This window comes from Bradyrhizobium daqingense (assembly GCF_021044685.1).
GTDB classification, from domain to species: domain Bacteria; phylum Pseudomonadota; class Alphaproteobacteria; order Rhizobiales; family Xanthobacteraceae; genus Bradyrhizobium; species Bradyrhizobium daqingense.
On record NZ_CP088014.1, the window covers coordinates 7,352,817 to 7,372,616 of the forward strand.

Consider the following 19,800-nt stretch of genomic DNA (forward strand, 5'->3'; position numbering starts at 1 on the left):
AGACTCCCGCGGCATCGCGCTCGCCGCTGCAAGAACAACACTCCGCAACGGCGAGAGCAATTATCAGGCCACCTTCTTGATGGCGTCGCCGAGGATCGAGACCATCTGGTCGATGTGGCTCTTCTCGACGATGAGCGGAGGCGACATCGCGAAAGAGTCGCCGCTCATGCGCAGGTAGAGCCCGGTGTTGAAGCAGTCGACCATGACGTCGTAACCGCGGGCACCGACGACGCCGCCGCGCGGCGCGAGCTCGACCGCGCCCATCAGGCCGCAATTGCGGATGTCGACGACGTTCGGCAGGCCCTTCAGCGAATGCAGCGCATCGCGCCAATATTCGGCAATCGACGCACCGCGCGTCAGCAGGCCCTCGTCCTTGTAGATGTCGAGCGTCGCGATGCCGGCGGCGCAGGCGGTCGGATGCGCCGAATAGGTGTAGCCGTGGAACAGCTCCATCTGGTTCTCGGGGCCGACCATCAGGCCGTCATGCACCTTGCGGCTCGCGAACACCGCGCCGCAGGGGATCGTGCCGTTGGTGATGCCCTTGGCCGTCGTCATCAGGTCCGGCGTGACGCCGAAGAAATCAGCGGCGAACGGGGTACCGAGGCGGCCGAAGCCGGTGATGACCTCGTCGAAGATCAAGAGGATGCCGTGCTTGTCGCAGATCTCGCGCAGGCGGTTGAGATAGCCCTTCGGCGGCGGCAACACCGCGGTCGAGCCCGGCACCGGCTCGACGATGACGGCGGCGATGGTTTCGGCACCGTGCAAGGCTACCAAGCGCTCGAGATCGTCGGCGAGCTCGACGCCATGCTCCGGCTGGTCCTTGGCGAAGGCGTTGCGGCTGAGATCGTGGGTGTGGCGGATGTGGTCGACGCCCGGCAGCAGCGTGGTGAAGGCACGGCGGTTGGCGACCATGCCGCCCACCGACGTGCCGCCGAAGCCGACGCCGTGATAGCCGCGCTCGCGGCCGATCAGGCGGGTGCGGCTCGCCTGGCCGTTCGCGCGGTGGTAGGCGAGCGCGATCTTCAGCGCGGTGTCGACCGATTCGGAGCCGGAGTTGGTGAAGAAGACCCGGTCGAGGCCCTTAGGCGCAATCTCGGCGAGGCGCTCGGCGAAATCGAAGGCCAAGGGATGGCCCATCTGGAACGAGGGAGCGAAGTCCAGCGTCATCAGCTGACGCTCGACCGCGGCGGCAATCTGCTTGCGGCCATGGCCGGCATTGACGCACCAGAGGCCGGCGGAGCCGTCGACGACCTTGCGGCCGTCGACGGTGGTGTAGTGCATGCCCTCGGCCGAGGAGAACAGGCGCGGCGCCTTCTTGAACTGCCGGTTGGCCGTGAACGGCATCCAGAACGAGTCGGTCTTGATAGTGTTCGGATTCTGATGAAGGGTCACGGCCGCGCTCCTTTGCTGACGACCTAGCAGAGGCACGGCTTCAGATGCGCAACAAGTCCTTTTCTGGTGGCCTGCAAGCCATTGATTCCGTTGGGGCTGCCGGTCCATATTTGCGCGATCCGCAACACCTGCAACACCGGATCAGGGCTAGGACCAGGACATGAGCGTCGACATCGGCGGACGGCTGCGATTCATCCGGGCGCGTCACAAGCTGTCGCAGCGGGAATTGGCCAAGCGGGCCGGCGTCACCAATTCGACGATCTCGCTGATCGAATCCAACCAGATGAACCCGTCGGTCGGCGCGCTCAAGCGCATCCTCGACGGCATCCCGATGGGCCTCGCCGAGTTTTTCGCGCTGGAGCCGGAGTCGAGGCGTAAGATCTTCTACCGTGCCGAAGAGCTCACCGAAGTCGGCAAGAAGCCGATCTCCTACCGGCAAGTAGGCGACAATCTGTTCGGCCGCAGCCTGCAGATCCTGAAGGAACGCTACGAGCCCGGCAGCGACACCGGACGCGTCCACCTCGTCCATGACGGCGAGGAAGGCGGTATCGTGATCTCCGGCAAGCTCGAAGTCACCGTCGAGGACGAGCGGCGCATTCTCAACCCGGGCGATGCCTATTATTTCGAGAGCCGCCGCCCACATCGCTTCCGCTGCGTCGGCGGCAAGCCGTGCGAAGTGATCTCGGCCTGCACGCCGCCGACGTTCTGAAGCGCAGCGAGGACCTCTCGCCCCGCCTGCCGCTTAACCTTACGTCAGCAACTCCTCGATCCGGATCGGAAAGCGGCGGACACGCACGCCGGTCGCATGCCAGACCGCGTTCGCGACCGCGCCGGCGCTGCCGGTGATGCCGATCTCGCCGACGCCCTTGATGCCGAGCGCGTTCACGTGCGGATCGTGCTCCTCGACCGTGATCACGTCGAGCGGCGGCACGTCGGCATTCACGGGGATGTGGTACTCGCCAAGATTGGCGTTCATGATGCGGCCGGTGCGGCGATCGGTGATGGCTTCCTCGTGCAGCGCGAAGGACAGGCCCCAGATCATGCCGCCGAACAGCTGGCTCTGCACCATGCGCGGATTGACGATGCGTCCCGCCGCGAAGGCGCCGACCATACGGCTGACACGGATCTGGCCGAGCTCGGGATCGACCTTGACCTCCGCGAACACCGCGCCGTGGGCGTGCATCGCATATTCCTCCATAGCGGCAGGGTTCGGCGCGCCGGTGCCGCGGGCCTCGATCTCGGCGAGGCCTGCGCGCGCCAGGATCTCGGCATAGCTCTCACCGCGGCTTTCGTCGTCACGGCGCAGCAGCCTGCCGTCGCGCGCGATCACGCCGGCATTACCGGCGCCGAACAGCGGCGAGCGCTCGTCATTGGTGGCGAGATCGGCGAGCTTGGCGATCACAGCGGCGCCGGCGCTGTGGATCGCCGCGCCTGCCGTTGCCGTGTGCGCCGACCCGCCGGCAATGCCGGCATCGGGTAGATCGGACGAACCGGCCTTGAATTCGACGCGGTCGATATCGAGCCCGAGTTCGTCAGCCGCGATCTGGGCCAGTGCCGTCCAGGCGCCCTGCCCCATGTCATGCGCGCCGATCTCCATCGCACCTGAGCCGTCGCGGCGGAGCACCGCGCGGGCCTCGGCCTGGAACATCAGCGCGGGGAAGGTCGCCGTGCCCATGCCCCAGCCAACCAGAAAGCCGGCATCGTCGCGCATCTGCCGCGGCTGGAGCGGGCGCTTGGCCCAGCCGAAGCGCGCGGCGCCCTGCTCATAGCAGGCACGCAGCGCCTTGGACGAGAACGGCTTTCCGGTGATCGGCTCGACCTCGGCGTAGTTCTTTTGGCGGAAAGCCAGCGGATCCATGCCGCAGGCCCAGGCCATCTCGTCGATCGCGCTTTCCAGCGCGATCGAGCCGGTCGCCTCGCCGGGCGCGCGCATGAACAGCGGCGTGCCGGTATTGACGCGCACCGCATCATGCGAGGTGCGGATCGCAGGCGCCGCATACAGCGTGTGCGAGGCATCCGCGGCCGGCTCGTAGAAATCGTCGAACGTGCTCGACACGGTCCTGGCGTAGTGATCGAGCGCGGTCAGACGTCCTTCGCCGTCCGCGCCGATGCGCAGCCGCTGGCGGGTCGGCGCGCGATGGCCGACCGGACCATACATCTGCTCACGGCGCAGCACGAGCTTGACCGGCTTGCCGACGAGCTTCGCGGCCATGATGCCGAGGGTCTGCGGCCCCGCCATCAGCCCCTTGGAGCCGAAGCCGCCGCCGAGGAACGGGCTGCGGATGTGGATTTTGTCGTGGGCGATGCCGAACAGCTCGGCGATGCGCGCGAGCGACAGCTTCAGGCCCTGGGTTGGCATGTCCACGGAGAGGCTGTCGCCGTCCCATTGAGCCACGATCCCATGCGGCTCCATCGCATTGTGATATTGCGGCGGTGTCTCGTAGATCGCATCGATCTGCTTCTCGGCCGCGGTGAGGCCCGCCTCGATATCGCCGTGGTGATGCTCCGCCGGGTTCCCGACGCCGACGACTGGCGGCACGAAGCTTTCGCCGGCATCGAGGCCCACCAGCGCCCGCTGCACCTCATAGCGCGGCGCCAACAGCGCGGCGCCTTCGGTTGCGGCCTCCAGCGTCTCGGCAATCACGACCGCAATCGGCTGGTTGGCATAGCGAACCTCGTGGCTCTGCAACACCTCCATCCGGAACACGAACGGGTTGGTCTTGATCTCCGGATCAATCGCGAGCTGCGGCCTGTGGTCCGGCGTCATGACGTCGACCACGCCGGGATGGCGTTTTGCGGCAGCGACATCGAGCGAGATCACACGGCCGCGGGCGATGCTCGATACGGCCATCACCGCAAACAGCATGCCGAGCGGATGGTTGTCGGCGGCGTAAGTTGCCTGCCCCTTCACCTTGAGGATGCCGTCGCGGCGGGTCAGCGGCTGGCCGATATTCGAGCCGTGGCGCAGATGGGCGGGCGCACTGGTCAGGTTGAGCTCAGGCATGGATGGCTCCGGAAATCGCGGCAAAGGGAGAAGCCGGCAGCGCCGGCAGACGGGCGGGCGTACCGGAAGCGGCAAGGGCCAGCGCGCGCACCACGATGCGGCGCGCCAGCTCGATCTTGAAGGCGTTGTCGCCGGACGGTTTTGCGTCCGTCAGCGCGCGCCAGGCTGCTTCCTGGAAGGCGTCGGCCGTCGGCGCAACATTTCGGAGAACATCCTCCGCGGCGCGGGCCCGCCAGGGCTTTGCGGCGACGCCGCCGAGCGCGAGCCGCGCCTCCGCGATCCTGCCGTTCTCGATCCGCAATGCGGCCGCGGCCGAGACGATAGCAAAGGCATAGGAGGTTCGTTCGCGCACCTTGAGGTATCGCGCATGCGCAGCAAAGTCTCGTGCCGCAGGTGGCAGCCGCACCGCAACGATGAGATCGCCGGCTTCGAGCACGGACTCCCGCTCGGGCGTCTCGCCGGGCAGGCGATGCAATTCGTCGAGTGCGATCTCGCGCCGGCCGTTCCGACCCTCGATCTCGACGATGGCGTCGAGCGCGACCAGCGGCACGCAGAAATCGGACGGATGCGTGGCGATGCAGCTCTCGCTCCAGCCGAGCACGGCATGGCCGCGGTTTTCGCCCTCGCGGGCGTCGCAGCCGCTGCCGGCCTCGCGCTTGTTGCAGCGGCTGGCGGTGTCGTAAAAGTACGCGCAGCGCGTTCGTTGCAGGAGATTGCCGCCGACGGTCGCGGCGTTGCGCAGCTGCGCGGATGCACCGGAGAGCAGCGCCTCGGCAACGGCAGGATAGGATCGCGCGAAGTCGGGGTCATGCGCGAGGTCGGCGTTGCTGACGAGCGCGCCGATGCGCAAAGACCCGTCGGCGAGGTGCTCGATCTGATCGAGTCCTTCGAGATGCGTGACGTCGACGAGACGATCCGGGCGGCTGACGTTGCCTTTCATCAGATCGAGCAGATTAGTGCCTGCGGCAAGATAGACGGCGCCCGGCTGGACCGCGGCGGCAACAGCCTCGCTGACCGTCGCAGGCCTGACATAATCGAACGGCTTCATGCGGAGCGCCTCTGATTGGATTCGTCCATCTGTCCTTGCGCGTCGAGCACGGCATCGACGATGCCGGCATAGGCGCCGCAGCGGCAGAGATTGCCGCTCATGCATTCGCGGATGCGCTCGGGATCGTTGCCGGCCTGCGCTTCGCGCATCATGCCGACCGCGCTCATGATCTGGCCGGGCGTGCAGAAGCCGCACTGGAAGCCGTCATGGGCGATGAAGGCCGCCTGCACGGGATGAAGCTGGTCGCCGCGCGCGAGGCCTTCGATGGTCAGGATGTCGGCGCCGTCATGGCTGATGGCGAGCGCGAGGCAGGAATTGATCCGCTTGCCGTCGACGAGAATGGTGCAGGCGCCGCACTGGCCGCGGTCGCATCCCTTCTTGGTTCCGGTGAGATGGAGGCGCTCACGCAGGAGATCGAGCAGCGTGACGCGCGGATCGTCGATGACGACATCGCGCCGCGCACCGTTCACGGTGAGGCTGATGGAGTGGTTCATACATGGCTCCGATCAGATATGGACATGAGTCTTCGTGCAGCGCGCCACCGCCGTGGCCGCCGCCGAACTCGCGCCGCCCCGAGATGATGCGGGCCGGCACATGATCGAAGATACGGAGGCGCCCTCCGTTTAACAAGGGCTGCCGGAAATATTTGGAATTCGTCAAAAGCCCGTGCGCGACCAACGCGATGCGCGCGCTTACGGGTTCAATCTAACCAATTCGTGATCTACATTGCCTGACATGGACGATCACACCGACCAGACCCGAAAGCCGCGCGCCGATGCCGTGCGCAATCGCGAGCGCGTGCTCGAAGCGGCCAAGATCGTGTTCAGCGCCGGCGGCCCCGAGGCGAGTCTCGAAGCCGTCGCGAAACGCGCCGGCGTCGGCATCGGCACGCTCTATCGGCACTTCCCAACGCGCGAGGATCTGTTCGAGGCGGTGTACCGGCGCGAGGTCGAACAGCTCAGCGAGCTCGCCGAGCATCTGCGAAGCGCCAAGGATCCGGTCGATGCACTGCGCCGCTGGATGCGCTCGGGAGTCGAATTCGTCGCCACCAAGAAAGGCATGTCGGCCGCGCTGGCGCTGACCTATCAGAGCTCGTCGGAGCTCGCGGCGTTCTCGATGGACCGGCTGACCAAGGCAATCGGCTCGCTGCTCCACCGCGCGGTCGCAGCCGGCCAGATGCGCGGCGATATCAGCCCGGAAGATTTGCTCAGGGCGTTGATCGGCATGTGCTACATGCACGACCAGCCCGGCTGGCAATCCTCTGTGCTGCGGATGCTCGACGTGTTCGTGGATGGTTTGCGCGTACAGTCTGGCGTCAAGGCCAAGGCGCGAGCCGCCAAGCCGGAGTCGAAGCGGAAACGGTAGCCACGCGATTAAGCTGCGGATAAGCCGCTCAAGTCGCAAATCCCGGCCCGGCCTTCACCGCATTCGTCCGCGAGCGGATCAGCAGCAACACGACGATGCCGATATTGAGCGCGTTCCACGCCACGCCGTTGGCGAACGCCGCGGCGTACGAACCCGTGGCATCGAAGATAAGGCCCGACACCCAGCCGCCGAAGGACATGCCGAACACCGAGGCGAAGATCACGATGCCGACGCGGGTTGCGGCTTCGCTCGCCGGCATCGCCTCGCGCACGATGATGGCGTAGCTCGGCACGATGCCGCCCTGGAACAGGCCGAACATCGCCGAGATGATGTAGAGCGAGGCGAGGCTGTCGAAGAACAGATAGAACACCAGCGCAAAGCCCTGCGCCAGCGATCCCACCAGCAGCGTGTAGATGCCGCCGATCTTGTCGGCGAGGTAGCCCGAGCCGATCCGGCTGATGATGCCGCAACCCATCATCAAGGACAGCATCTCGGCGCCGCGGGCGACGCCATAGCCGAGATCGCCGCAATAAGCGACGATATGCACCTGCGGCATCGCCATCGCGACACAGCAGGAGATGCTGGCGATCGACAGCAGCACGGTCAGCGTGTTGGTCGACAGCTTGAGATCGACTCGCGGCGGCGGCGCATTGGCGTGATCATGGACCGCATCATTGCCCATCTGTGCGCGCAGGACGAGAACCAGAAGCGCCATCGTGCTCGCGCAGACGATGCCGATGCCGATATGGGTGTAGCGCCAGCCAATCTCTTGTGTGCCCCAGCTCACGATCGGCGGCCACACCGTGCCGGCGACGTAATTGCCGCTGGCGACGATCGTCACGGCAAGCCCGCGATAGCGCTCGAACCAATGCGAAGCTTCCGCCATCAGCGGCGCGAAAGTCGCGGAGGTGCCGAGGCCGATCAGGAAATACGCGGCGACGAACTGCCAGAGCTGGGTCGACAGACCCGCGAGCACATTGGCGATGCCGAGAAAGGCAATGCTGATCGCCATCGCCAGGACGATGCCGAAGCGGTCGGTGATCTTGCCGGCGATCACGCCGCCGAGCCCGAAACCGAACATCATCAGCGTGAAAGCCAGCGAGACCGCGCCCCGCGTGGCGCCGAATTCCGCCTGCACGACGGGAATCACGACCACGACAGCCCACATGCCGACGGCGCCGATCGAGCCGATCAGAAGCGCAATGACGAGCCGCATCCAGGCCTGACGGGAATCAGGGCTGAATGAATCAGGCGTTTGTCCCGGATGATTAGGTGCGTGCACCGGCGGGAACATGGCCCGCGGATCGCGAGCGGGTCAACCGTCGTGGCGCGATATTGGGCATGCGCGGTGCGCTGCGGTAAGAAGGCGCTTGGCGAAAGCGCCGTTTGCCATTAATTTGCAATCAGCGTGTGCAAAATTGCCGCGCGGAGACAATGTCGGCCGGATGCTGTTGCAATTGACGCGATCGATGCGGATCAAGGTGGGGCGCCTCGTTGCCCTCGCCTATCTGTTCTGCGTGCTAGCGCCGGCAGCAGCGCTCGCCTGGGGCAGCGGTCCGGCCCCGTGTCTTGCGGACGAGGCCGATCTCGTGCCGATGCATCATCAGATGCAAGCAAGCCATGAGCATGGCGTCCCCTCGCATGACCACGCCGCCCAGCACGCGCATCATCAGTCCGCGGCGCAGGACGCGCCGGCCGCGGATCATCATGGCGGCAAGGGAACCGTGGGACCTTGCTGTGCGATGATGTGCGTCAGCGCGCTGCCGGCTGATTTGCCCAGCGTCGCCAAGCCGCTCTTCCCCGCGTCCGCCTGCGCGCCCGAGATCGCAGCCAGCCTGCGCAGCACGGCGCCGCCTCAGCACTACCGTCCCCCCATCGCCTGATCTGGCACGACGATTTCGGGCCGAGCGCGCCTCTGCGCGCGCGAACCTGTGGTCTTTCAGATCAGGGATAAATCATGACTACGCTTTCCGGGGCGAAGTTCGCCGCCGCATCCGCGGCGCGTGGACGACCCTTTCGAATCACTTGGCCGCTGTTGGCCCTTGCCACCTCGGCGCTGTCCGGCTGCATGCCGGCAACGCACCAGGTGGCCAGCGCCGATCCGGCCGATCCCGCGGTGAAGGTGGCGCCCGTCGGCTATCGCTCGACCATTGCGCCCTATACCAGCCTGCGGCCTGCGACGCCGGCGCCATGGCGCGACCGCAACGACGACGTCACGCCGCGGCCGAAGCAAGACAGGTAGGAGCGCGCCATGACACGCCATCTTGCGCGAGGCCTGCTCGTTCTCGCCGCTCTCGGCCTCTCCGGCTGCGCCGCGTTCTCGCCCGACAGCGGCATGACCACGGTCGCGGAGCTGACGAGCCAAAGCATCAACAAGGACGTCGCCTTCGTGCGAACGGCCGAGGCAGCCGACGCAATCGACGTTCGCGTGCGCCAGCTGCTGTCGCGGCCATTGACCGCAGACACGGCCGTGCAGATCGCGCTGCTGAACAATAAGGGACTGCAAGCGGCCTATAACGAACTGGCGCTGGCCGAGACCGATCTGGTCGAGCAGAGCCTGCCGCCCAATCCGGTGTTCGCGGTCTCGCGCATCACGGGCAATGGCGCCAGCGAGATCGAGCGCCAGGTGGTCGGCGACATACTCGCGCTCGCCACCCTGCCGTTCCGCTCCGACATCGCTCGCGAGCGTTTTCGCCAGGCCCAATTGCGCGCGGCGCTGGCGACGCTCCGGCTCGCCGCCGACGTCCGCCGCGCCTATTGGCGCGCCGTTGCCGGCAACGAGATGGTGGGCTTGCTGACCGACGCGAAGGCGACGGCGGAATCAACCGCGCAGCTCGCGGTCAAGCTCGGCGAGACCGGCTCGCTCAACAAGCTCGATCAGGCCCGCGAGCAGGTGTTCTACGCCGAGACCACGGCCGACCTCGCCACCGCGCGGCAGATGGCGGCGAGCGCACGCGAAAGGCTTGCGCGCCTGATGGGGCTGTGGGACGGCGGCCTCGACTTCCGTCTGCCGAGCGCGTTGCCGCCGCTGCCGCGCCGGCCGCTGAGCTTGCCTTCGATCGAGGCCGATGCGGTCGCCCACCGCATCGACTTGCAGATCGCGCGGCTGGAGCTGACCGCGCTCGCGAAGGCGTTGAATCTCACCGAGGCGACACGCTTCGTCACGCTGCTCGATCTCGCCGGCATTTCCCGCCGCACCCAGGATCCGGAAGGGCCGCCGTTCCGCGAGCGCGGCTTCGACGTCCAGTTCCAGATCCCGATCTTCGACGGCGGCGAGGTGCGCGTGCGCCAGGCGGCCGAGACCTACAATTTCGCCTTCAACCGCCTGACCGAGCGCGCCGTCAACGTGCGCTCGGAGGCGCGCGACGCTTATCGCGTCTACCGCTCCAGCTACGACATCGCCAGCCACTACCAGCGCGAGATCATCCCCTTGCGCAGGATCATCACCGAGGAGATGCAGCTGCGCTTCTCCAGCATGCAGGTCGACATCTTCGCGCTGCTCACCGAGGCGCGGCAGCGTCTGGCCGCGCTGCGCGGCGCCATTGATGCGAGGCAAAGATTCTTCCTCGCCCAGGCCGACCTGCAGACCGCCGTCAATGGCGGCGGCACGCCGGCCGCGGGCGGAGACAATCCGACCACCATCGCCGCGGCAGCACCTGCCGATGGCGGCGGCCACTGAGATGGAGGCCAATATGTTTTCCCGCCGAGGATTCTTGGGCACGGCCGCGCTCGCCAGCGCGTCAGCGATCAGCGGCCGCGTGCAGGCCGCTTCTATTCCGGAAGCGCCCACCATGGACAAGGTGGTGATGCAGCCGCCGCTGCACCCCATCGGCGGTCCCGACTATCGCCCCGTGGTCACGCTGAACGGCTGGTCGCTGCCGTTCCGCATGAACGGCGACTGGAAGGAATTCCATCTCGTCGCCGAGCCCGTGGTGCGCGAGTTCGCCGAGGGTATGAAGGTGAATCTGTGGGGCTATAACGGCCAGTCGCCGGGCCCGACCATCGAGGCGGTCGAGGGCGACAAGGTCCGCATCTTCGTCACCAACCGCCTGCCCGAATACACCACCGTGCACTGGCACGGCATGATCATCCCGAGCGGCATGGACGGCGTTGGCGGACTGACCCAGCCGCACATCCAGCCGGGCAAGACCTTCGTCTACGAGTTCGAGATGAAGAAGAGCGGGACCTTCATGTACCACCCGCATTCCGACGAGATGGTGCAGATGGCGATGGGCATGATGGGGATGGTCGTCGTGCACCCGCGCGATCCGGATTTCCGGCCCGTCGACCGCGACTTCGTCTTCGTGATGAGCACCTATCGCGTCGACCCCGGCACCTACCTGCCGCACGTCAACGAGATGACGGATTTCAACATGTGGACCTGGAATGCGCGGGTCTTCCCCGGCATCGATCCGCTGCCGGTCAGGCTCGGTGACAAGGTGCGCGTGCGCATCGGCAATCTCAGCATGACCAACCACCCGATCCATCTGCACGGCCACAGTTTCGCGCTGACCTGCACCGACGGCGGCTGGATTCCGGAGAGCGCGCAATATCCGGAGACGACGACGGACGTGCCGGTCGGCGCGGTGCGCGTGTTCGATGTGCTCGCCGACAATCCCGGAGACTGGGCGTTCCATTGCCACAAATCGCACCACACCATGAACGCGATGGGACACGACGTGCGCAATCTCATCGGCGTGTCGCGCAAGGATCTCGCCAAGGCCGTCGGCAAGCTCGCGCCTGACGGCATGGCCATGGGCTCGACCGGCATGGCCATGGGCAACATGGAAATGCCCGCGCCCGACAACACGCTGCCGATGATGACCGGCACCGGCCAGTTCGGGCCGATCGAGATGGGCGGCATGTTCACGGTGATGAAGATCCGCGAGGACCTCGCGCGCGACGATTATCGCGATCCCGGTCCGTACAAATTCCCGCAAGGCACCGTCGCCTACGAAGTGGCGGCTCCCGCCACAGAGCCCGCCCGGCAAAAGCCGGGCAGCCCGCCGATGAAGAAGACGAAGATGTGAGCGTTCGATGAATCACCAAATGGAGACCACGATGAAGACCACCATCAAGCTCAGCCTCGCGCTGGCCGCGCTCTCGATCGCGCCGGCCCTTGCCCACGACAAGCACGCGACCTTTTCGGCCGGCGAGCCCGGCGATCCCAAGAAGCCGACGCGCACCATCGAGATTCTGATGAGCGAGATGGACTACACGCCGGCGAAAATCGAGGTCAAGCGCGGCGAGCAGATCCGCTTCGTGCTGCGCAATGTCGGCAAGGAGGACCACGAATTCCTGCTCGCCACACGTGCGGAAAATCTCGCGCATGCGGTGGAGATGAAGAAGCATCCGCACATGGAGCATGACGATCCCAACGGGGTGCGGCTCGCGCCGAAGAAGACTGCCGAGATCCTGTGGAAGTTCAGCAAGGCCGGCACGTTCGAATATTCCTGCCTGATCCCCGACCATCGCGACTACGGCATGGTCGGCCACGTCACCGTCAAGTAGTGCGAAAGGAAACTCCCATGAACAACATCATCCGTCTCACCGCCGCGCTGGCGCTGACCTTCAGCATTGCCACCGGAGCGCTCGCGGCCGGAGCCGCATCGATCAGCGGCGAGGTCAAGAAGATCGACGAGGGCGCGGGCAAGATCACGCTCAAGCACGGACCAGCCAAGAGCCTCGGCATGGAGGAGCCCATGACCATGGTCTACCGCGTCAAGGATGCCGCGATGCTCAAGCAGGTGAAGGTCGGCGACAAGATCACCTTCGAGGCCGAGGAGGCGGCGTCGGGGTACACGGTGACCAGGATGGAGAAGGCGAAGTAATCCGCTGAAGGTTCCAAGACGTCATGGCGGCTTGTCGCGGCCATCCACGTCCTCCGCGCGGCACAAAGAACGTGGATGCCCGGGACAAGCCCGGGCATGACGAAGTCTTCCCTCGCCAGATGACCGAAACACCCGAAACACCCCGCTCCGCCCCTCCTCTCTTCCCTCCGTTAACCCTTTGCTAACCATACACCCGGCAAGAATTGCCGGGTGAAGTCGAGTGTCGTCGGCCGCGTAGAACGGGAGCTCCCGTGGACGCCAGTGCGGTGCCTCACTTTAGGAACGGCGGCCCCTCGGCCGCCGCGCAGACGTTTGGGGCGCGCGGACGGCAGTCGCGCGGGGAGGCAGCTAGCATGGTCGACGTCACCGCAGGACAGGGCGTAGGCGCAGCACGGCCCTCGATCCCCTCCCTCAACGATATCGTCACCATCCTCAAGCGCGGCGACATCGCGCTGGCGCTCGGCGTCCTCACCATCCTGGTGGTGTTGATCCTGCCCCTGCCCGCCATCGTGCTGGACCTGTTCCTGGCGATCTCGATCACGCTGTCGATCCTGATCCTGATGACGTCGCTGTTCATCCAGGCGCCGCTGGAATTCTCCGCCTTCCCGACTGTCCTGCTGATCTCGACCATGCTGCGCCTGTCGCTGAACATGGCCTCGACCCGCCTGATCCTGTCGCACGGGCACGAGGGCACGGCTGCCGCCGGTCACGTCATCGAGGCCTTCGGCAATTTCGTGATGGGCGGCAATTTCGTCATCGGCATCATCGTCTTTGCCATCCTGATCATCGTCAACTTCATCGTCATCACCAAGGGTTCGGGCCGCATCGCCGAAGTCGCCGCACGCTTCCACCTCGACGCCATGCCCGGCAAGCAGATGGCGATCGACGCGGACCTCTCCGCCGGCCTGATCGACGAGAAGGTCGCCAAGGAGCGGCGCAAGGAGCTGGAGGACGAGAGCGGCTTCTTCGGCGCCATGGACGGTGCCTCCAAATTCGTCCGCGGCGATGCCATCGCCGGCCTCTTGATCGTCTTCATCAACGTCGTCGGCGGCATGATCATCGGCGTCGCGCAGCAGGGCATGTCCTTTGCCGACGCCGGCCGCACCTATACGCTGCTGACCGTCGGCGACGGGCTCGTCACCCAGGTGCCGGCGCTGATCGTCTCGACCGCGGCCGGCCTGCTCGTCTCCAAGGCCGGCGTCTCCGGCGCCGCCGACAAGGCGCTGATGAAGCAGTTCTCCGGCTATCCGCAGGCGCTCGCAATGTCGTCGGCGGTGATGCTGGTGCTGGCGGCCCTGCCCGGCATTCCGACGCTCCCATTCCTGGCGCTCGGCGCCGGCGCCGGCGCGCTCGCCTGGAACGCCCGCAACCGCAACCGGGTCACGGCCAAGGCCGAGGAAGCCGCCAAGGCCGCGCCTGCTCCGGGCATGCCGGGTGCACCGGGCGCCGCCGCGGCCGAGGAGCCGATCTCGGCTGCGCTCAAGATCGACGACCTCAAGATCGAGCTCGGCTATGCGCTGCTGCCGCTGGTCAACGGTCCAGACGGCACCGACCGTCTCACCGAGCAGATCAAGGCGCTGCGCCGCTCGCTCGCGATCGAGATGGGCTTCGTGATGCCGGCCGTGCGCATCCTCGACAACGTCCAGCTCGAGGCCAACACCTACATCATCAAGATCAAGGAGGTCGACGCCGGCACCGGCAAGATCTGGCCGAACCAGTTCATGGTCATGGATCCCGGCGGCAGCCAGGTGCAGGTGCCCGGCATCCATACCACCGAGCCGACCTTCGGCCTGCCCGCGACCTGGGTCGACGCCAGCCTCAAGGAAGAGGCCTCGCTCAAGGGCTATACCGTCGTCGACGCCGCGACCGTGCTCTCGACCCATCTCACCGAGCTGCTCAAGGCCAACATGTCGGACCTGCTCTCCTATGGCGAGGTGCAGAAGCTGCTCAAGGAGCTGCCGAAGGAGCAGAGCGAGCTGGTCAAGGACATCGTGCCGGGCCAGGTCACCGTCTCCGGCATCCAGCGTGTGCTGCAATTGCTGCTGGCCGAGCGCATCTCGATCCGCGACCTCTCGACCATCCTCGAAGGCATCGCCGACTCGCTCGCCTTCTCGCGCAATCCCGCGACCATGGTCGAGCATGTCCGCGCCCGGCTGGCGCGGCAGATCTGTGCACAGAACACCTCCTACAACGGCTATCTGCCGCTGATCGCCTTGTCGGCGCGCTGGGAGCAGGCCTTTGCCGAGTCGATCATCGGCCAGGGCGAGGAGCGCAGCCTCGCGATGCAGCCCTCGAAGCTGTCGGAGTTCATGACCGCCGTGCGCGAGGCCTTCGAGCGCGCCGCACGCGAGGGCGAAGCACCGGTGCTGGTCACCTCTGCGGCAATTCGTCCGTTCGTGCGTTCCCTGGTCGAACGGTTCCGGGCTCAGACCACCGTGCTATCGCAGGCCGAAATCCACCCGAGGGCGAGGTTGAAAACGGTCGGAAGCATCTGATTTGCCTTAAGAAGCCGTGTGCTTTTAGGACACAGGCAAATGGTTTTTGAGTTCCTGGCGCCTTGTCGACCACCAGCTGGAAAGCCGTCGGGCAAGCACGTTACAGCCTTGAAATAATTATATAATTGCTCGATCAAGGATTGCCTTCGATCGCGACCTTTCACGTCCTTTCACGCTCTTGTGATGGCCCCTTGGGAACGAATCCTCCCAATACTAGGTTGTTGGGCACCGGAAGCATGAACCTGCCTGAACCGGCGGGCGACCACTTCGGGTAGATGGCGGCAGGAGCCTTCATGAACCACTCGATCTACAGCGCAGATCGCTCGACCCATTTGAAAATTGTGGTCGTTGCCCTCGTCGCGGGGATCGCGGTGGCAGGTCTCGGCATCACGGCCCGCATCGGTTCGGATGAAGGCCTGACCGAGACGGCCCGCGTCATCAAGGCCGGCAAGCCGGTCGCTATCACCAGCTCGAACGCGTCCCTCGTTCGCTAAGGAGATCTGACGAGTTTTTTGAATTCACGCGGCTCTTTACCAGCCCCCCAAAGTCGCCACGTGGATATGTAGACGACCCCAACCCCAAGTCGACTACAGAAAGCGCCCGCCCCCCACGGGCGCTTTCTCATGTCTGGGGTATGTCGGTTGGTTGCGAAATTGCCCCTCGTCATTGCGAGGAGCTCTTGCGACGAAGCAATCCAGACTGCCTCCTTGGAAGCAGTCTGGATTGCTTCGCTGCGCTCGCAATGACGGAGTGCGGAGCGACGGGCGTCGCTCTATTCATTCGCGTCTTCATTGCAGACACAACTTCGCATCCTCGCGGCATCTTTCGCCCGAGCTTTTCTTCATCGCCTCACCCTCGATCGAAAGAGGGCGCAGGGAAGACCGGGTGCCGGCCGGGCACCCACGGTCCACTGTGCGAGAGATGGCAACAAGAACTTGCACAGCGGCATACAGGTGGAGCCAAACATCCGGCCTTCCCTGCGCAGTGGGTTTACGGCGTATGTCGTGCTCTCCCCGGGGAGCGACGCACTATTGCCCCCGTCGCCTTGTAGATGACTGATGCGCGTGCCCGGTCGGGCCGCTACATCACCGCAAGACTTGGCGCACAGACCCCGGGCGCCAGGACGACACGATTTTGCCGTACGCGAACCGCACCCGTCGTTGGCGCGACGCCCTCGCTCACGGTTGCCCGCCCTGCGAAGCTCTTCGCGCCGGTGTGATCCACGTCCACCGCCGCCCGGCCCACGTCGTGACGATCGCGATACGCCCCTCTTCCTTGGGCCGGGTTGCAGAGATGGATACGTTGTTTCCGAATTTCGGTAAAGTAGAATATTTTCGACGCGCGCAATTGACCGGCATCTTGCGTGTTTCGCCCGTCGGGCACCCAAGAGGTCGTAGCTTGGCTTATCCGCCGACAAGGCAATTATTGGCTTACCGCCGCAGCAATCGCCACATATTTCGCATAGAACTCGGCGACCCGGCCGCGCCACATGCCAACGAACGCCTCTGACGTCACGTTGTCCACCGATTTCCAGGTGCGCTTGAAGGTCGGAAGTGTATTGCCCCAAATCGCGCGTTTGCACCACTTCTCGCCCTTCTCCCTTCCTTCGCTGGTGGCACACATTGATTTCCATGCGGAGCGAGCGGGCCGACTGATGTGCTCCGCGGCGCCTTCCCAGCCCTGCTGATGGATCAAGTAAAGATCGCTCTTGTCTGGCGTCCGGTGCGTGATCCACTCGAACTGGATGCCTTCGGTAATCATTTTGTAGGCGGCCGCAACGGCGTTATCCCGTGGACTGCGAATCTCCCCAAAGCCGAACTTCCCGAACTCATAGTAGCTCAGCTGGAACAATCCGATATACGACCCGGTGCGTTGATTGGGGTTGAAACCGGATTCGATCTTGGCAACCGCCATCATGAAATTGAAATCGAGACCGAACGCGTCGGAAGCGCGCTTGATCTCTTCGGCCGGCGTTCCGACCGGAATGTCCTTGAACGCACGCAAGACGATCTCCGCCGGTTTCTCGGCGGGCGGCAGTTCGGACCAGACGTAGTAAACCAGATAACGGAAATCCTGAGTCGACGCTGCTTTCGGAGCATCGCTGGATGTATCGCGCTCTGGCGGCGGCTGGACGACATCCTGTCCCAACGACGCCAATGTTCGCGCGACGGGTTCGTCGACGATCTCGGCGGTGCTCATGGGCCCGAAACCTGCTGACGTCACCGAGCCAGGCTCTGCTCTTTCTGCCCGAAGCGCTGCCGCAAGTCGTGCGGATGCCTCTGCGTACAACGCAGCCGTCACGATGTTCGCCGGTGCCGCCATGCTCGCTGCCGCTTGCGGCATGACATCCCGCACTGTCGCCGCCGGTCTGTTACTCGCAGCGGCATACAGGCCGACGGACGCGATAACAGCCACGATGCAGCTGGTCTGCCACACCTTCATCGCCGGAAGTCCACCGATGGCGTCTGTACGAAGACTGCTTGCATGTTCCTGCGGCCCATGGGTGAGCATTCTTCGTAGAATCTTAAGGTTTAAATGTGGTGAACGGGAGCAGGCTTCTGCCGCGCAGCAGCGACTACCACGTTCCGCAGGCCGGCTGCGGTGCCTGCACGGTCGGCGCGAACCGGCAGGATCACGATTGGATGCAGCCCATCGATCACGCCAAGGCAATGTCGCCGGCCGCGAACACGCCGCCAACACGAGTCCGCCCTAAGCAGCGCTGATCAATTCCAGACGGGCTTCGAACCTGATGCTGCGCTTGCCCGCAAGGGCCGTGCCCTCGAGGATACCGCCCTTCGCATCGCACGTTCCCGAAAAACCAATTCCAATCTCATGTCCGCCAAATACCGGGTCTTCGCCTCGCGCTGGCGTATGCTCCTGATTGACCATCTGCCCTCTCCATCGACCGTTGGAGGAGGAATATGACCCGAGATAGTAGAAGAAGGCATCGCCGCCCAAGATGCGGCCGCTCTTCAACAGCATCACGCCAGTCAGGCCGCCGGGGACGCCGTCCAGAATCTTCAGATGGATGGAGTACAATCCGTCGGAAATGCCACCTTCACCAATCAATCCGGGCGGGGGAAGGTCGCTTTCATCCAGCGGGGTCATGATGGATCGAAAGATGGCACCGGGCACCTGCGGAGAGCTGCCCTCGAAGTGAAACGCTTTACCAACCGCCCTGCCCACGACAGAAATGGACGAAACGTCGGAACCGAGTAAAGACTGATGATCGGCGCCAAAATTGTGTCGTCGGCTGGTCACATCGACCCGGATTGAGTCCGCGTCGACATGGTAATTCCCGATATGAGCAAACCCTGAATTGCCGCCCAGCAACTTGCCCCGGCGCACGTAGGTGACGCTCCGTCCAACCGCTTGGTTGATCGAAAATTCGCTTTTGAAGAGGCCGTCGAAAGCGCTTGATAACTCGTTCATCCGGCACCACCGATCAACTCGGACCCGTCTTTTGCTCAGCGGCTCACTCGGACCGTCGTAGGGGAGCATGCGCTTGTTTATACAGGTGGTGCCAGCCAAAGCAATTTCTCGGTTCGAGATTGCAATCTGGTGCTACGAGCCTTCGTCTCGAAGCGGACGCGGGATTGGAGGGACTGCAGGCTTAGAATGACCAGCCTCACTAGCTGAGGAAGTCAACCTCACCAATATCCAAAGCATCATCCCTGCCGTTTCAAGACACGGTGCCTTGGAATACGGGGACAATCGGCGGTGCAAAGCCGCCGCTGCACTAAGCACCACCAAATTAATTCAATCAGAACCGATAGTTGATGCCGGCCTTGGCCGTATGAAGCTGAACCTCCGTGTCCGTGAAGGACGCTCCAGGGAAGGCAAGAGCATTGCCGTTCGACCGACCGAGATTGATGTAGATGTACTCGGCCTTGAACGTCCAGCGCGGATTGAAGGCCCATTCAACGCCGCCGCCGGCGGAGAAACCGAGCTGGACCTCGGACGATGACGCGCTGCGCGTCAAGGCCGGGAAGAAGCCGTTGAAATTGGCGATATTCGGGGTGGCGAGGTTGGAGGTGAAGATACTGTTCTTGACGTGGCCCCAGGCGAAGCCGCCGGTGCCGTAGATCAGCACATTGTTCGCAGCATAGCCGATGCGTCCGCGGACCGTGCCGAAGACGTCGATTTCCTGCTTGAGGTTGAAGACGCCGGTGAACGCGCCATTGTCGCCGCCGATCGTTCCGGTGACGCTGAAGGGGCGGCTCGCCGTCTCCCTGATGGCTGCGCCGCTGACATCCGCTTCCACACCGTAGACGAACGTGCCGGACTGCCAGTTGTAGCCGACCTGGCCGCCGCCGAACCCACCCTTGGGACTCACATCCAGCGAGAACGGCCCTGTACCACCCGTCACGACATAGCCGGGGACCGTCCCGGTCGCCAGCGCGCCCGGATCGAAGGTCGCGGTCGGATCGCTCCAGCCATAGCCACCGTGCACGCCGGCATAAAAACCGGTCCAGCTGAACGCGACCGGCGCGGGCGGCGCCTTGGTGTAGGCCCTAGCAAGGTCGGCCGCAGAGGCGGCCTGGGAGAGACCGAGAGCCGAGAGCAGGAGAGCACCGGAGACGATGGATTTCATGACTACCCTCAAATTGCGCCGAGAGGCGGCGTACCCATGGAACGATTCAGTAGCGGCATTTCGCCGGCCTA

18 protein-coding genes are annotated in these 19,800 nt (G+C 64.7%); 10 read left to right on the forward strand and 8 right to left on the reverse strand.

Going from position 1 to position 19,800, the window contains the following annotated elements:
- Positions 1-63: 63 nt before the first annotated feature.
- Positions 64-1,392 (reverse strand): omega-aminotransferase AptA, encoded by a 1,329-nt coding sequence (aptA, locus tag LPJ38_RS35070; RefSeq protein WP_167520591.1) that lies wholly within the window; start codon positions 1,390-1,392, stop codon positions 64-66.
- 160 nt (positions 1,393-1,552) lie between these two features.
- Between aptA and LPJ38_RS35075 the strand changes: the two genes are divergently transcribed.
- Positions 1,553-2,101, forward strand: a complete 549-nt coding sequence (locus LPJ38_RS35075) for a cupin domain-containing protein (protein ID WP_018646206.1) — start codon at positions 1,553-1,555, stop codon at positions 2,099-2,101.
- Positions 2,102-2,140: 39 nt separating this feature from the next.
- Here the strand turns inward: LPJ38_RS35075 and LPJ38_RS35080 are convergent, their stop codons facing one another.
- From LPJ38_RS35080 to LPJ38_RS35090, 3 genes are read right to left on the reverse strand one after another with little or no spacing between them, the layout of a single operon-like run.
- Entirely contained in the window at positions 2,141-4,396 is a 2,256-nt protein-coding gene (locus LPJ38_RS35080) for a xanthine dehydrogenase family protein molybdopterin-binding subunit (protein WP_145638216.1), read from the reverse strand.
- Positions 4,389-5,444, reverse strand: a complete 1,056-nt coding sequence (locus LPJ38_RS35085) for an FAD binding domain-containing protein (protein WP_145638219.1) — start codon at positions 5,442-5,444, stop codon at positions 4,389-4,391. Before LPJ38_RS35085 ends, LPJ38_RS35080 begins: the two co-directional genes overlap by 8 nt.
- The gene (locus LPJ38_RS35090; protein ID WP_145638223.1) at positions 5,441-5,938 is read right to left on the reverse strand and encodes a (2Fe-2S)-binding protein; all 498 of its coding nucleotides are present in this window, start codon (positions 5,936-5,938) and stop codon (positions 5,441-5,443) included. The genes LPJ38_RS35085 and LPJ38_RS35090 overlap by 4 nt, the downstream gene beginning before the upstream one ends.
- Before the next feature lie 241 nt (positions 5,939-6,179).
- Between LPJ38_RS35090 and LPJ38_RS35095 the strand changes: the two genes are divergently transcribed.
- A complete protein-coding gene (locus tag LPJ38_RS35095; RefSeq protein WP_145638226.1) occupies positions 6,180-6,809 on the forward strand; it encodes a TetR/AcrR family transcriptional regulator in 630 nt (209 codons plus the stop codon).
- A 28-nt stretch (positions 6,810-6,837) separates the two neighbouring features.
- Here LPJ38_RS35095 and LPJ38_RS35100 read toward each other — a convergent pair whose 3' ends face one another.
- A complete protein-coding gene (locus LPJ38_RS35100; RefSeq protein WP_145638230.1) occupies positions 6,838-8,103 on the reverse strand; it encodes an MFS transporter in 1,266 nt (421 codons plus the stop codon).
- Between the two features lie 175 nt (positions 8,104-8,278).
- Here LPJ38_RS35100 and LPJ38_RS35105 point away from each other — a divergent pair, with 175 nt between their 5' ends.
- The 8 genes from LPJ38_RS35105 to LPJ38_RS35140 all read left to right on the forward strand — a co-directional run bounded on the left by LPJ38_RS35105 (position 8,279) and on the right by LPJ38_RS35140 (position 15,629).
- Positions 8,279-8,692, forward strand: coding sequence for a hypothetical protein (locus tag LPJ38_RS35105; protein ID WP_231088507.1), 414 nt, complete (start codon positions 8,279-8,281; stop codon positions 8,690-8,692).
- Between the two features lie 74 nt (positions 8,693-8,766).
- A complete protein-coding gene (locus LPJ38_RS35110) occupies positions 8,767-9,051 on the forward strand; it encodes a hypothetical protein (RefSeq protein ID WP_145638237.1) in 285 nt (94 codons plus the stop codon).
- A gap of 9 nt (positions 9,052-9,060) precedes the next feature.
- Entirely contained in the window at positions 9,061-10,488 is a 1,428-nt protein-coding gene (locus tag LPJ38_RS35115; protein WP_145638240.1) for a TolC family protein, read from the forward strand.
- Positions 10,489-10,501: 13 nt separating this feature from the next.
- Entirely contained in the window at positions 10,502-11,839 is a 1,338-nt protein-coding gene (locus LPJ38_RS35120) for a multicopper oxidase family protein (RefSeq protein WP_145638243.1), read from the forward strand.
- A gap of 31 nt (positions 11,840-11,870) precedes the next feature.
- Complete coding sequence (locus LPJ38_RS35125; RefSeq protein WP_145638343.1) at positions 11,871-12,320, forward strand: cupredoxin domain-containing protein; 450 nt, start codon at positions 11,871-11,873, stop codon at positions 12,318-12,320.
- Positions 12,321-12,337: 17 nt separating this feature from the next.
- The gene (locus LPJ38_RS35130) at positions 12,338-12,640 is read left to right on the forward strand and encodes a copper-binding protein (RefSeq protein WP_145638245.1); all 303 of its coding nucleotides are present in this window, start codon (positions 12,338-12,340) and stop codon (positions 12,638-12,640) included.
- Positions 12,641-12,993: 353 nt separating this feature from the next.
- Positions 12,994-15,135 (forward strand): flagellar biosynthesis protein FlhA, encoded by a 2,142-nt coding sequence (gene flhA, locus LPJ38_RS35135; RefSeq protein ID WP_167520593.1) that lies wholly within the window; start codon positions 12,994-12,996, stop codon positions 15,133-15,135.
- Positions 15,136-15,428: 293 nt separating this feature from the next.
- Entirely contained in the window at positions 15,429-15,629 is a 201-nt protein-coding gene (locus tag LPJ38_RS35140) for a hypothetical protein (protein ID WP_145638251.1), read from the forward strand.
- A 928-nt stretch (positions 15,630-16,557) separates the two neighbouring features.
- Here the strand turns inward: LPJ38_RS35140 and LPJ38_RS35145 are convergent.
- From LPJ38_RS35145 to LPJ38_RS35155, 3 genes are all read right to left on the reverse strand, one after another.
- Positions 16,558-17,577, reverse strand: coding sequence for a lysozyme family protein (locus tag LPJ38_RS35145; RefSeq protein ID WP_145638254.1), 1,020 nt, complete (start codon positions 17,575-17,577; stop codon positions 16,558-16,560).
- 267 nt (positions 17,578-17,844) lie between these two features.
- Positions 17,845-18,567, reverse strand: a complete 723-nt coding sequence (locus tag LPJ38_RS35150) for a GrlR family regulatory protein (protein WP_145638257.1) — start codon at positions 18,565-18,567, stop codon at positions 17,845-17,847.
- Positions 18,568-18,898: 331 nt separating this feature from the next.
- The gene (locus tag LPJ38_RS35155; RefSeq protein WP_158644773.1) at positions 18,899-19,729 is read right to left on the reverse strand and encodes an outer membrane protein; all 831 of its coding nucleotides are present in this window, start codon (positions 19,727-19,729) and stop codon (positions 18,899-18,901) included.
- Positions 19,730-19,800: the final 71 nt, after the last annotated feature.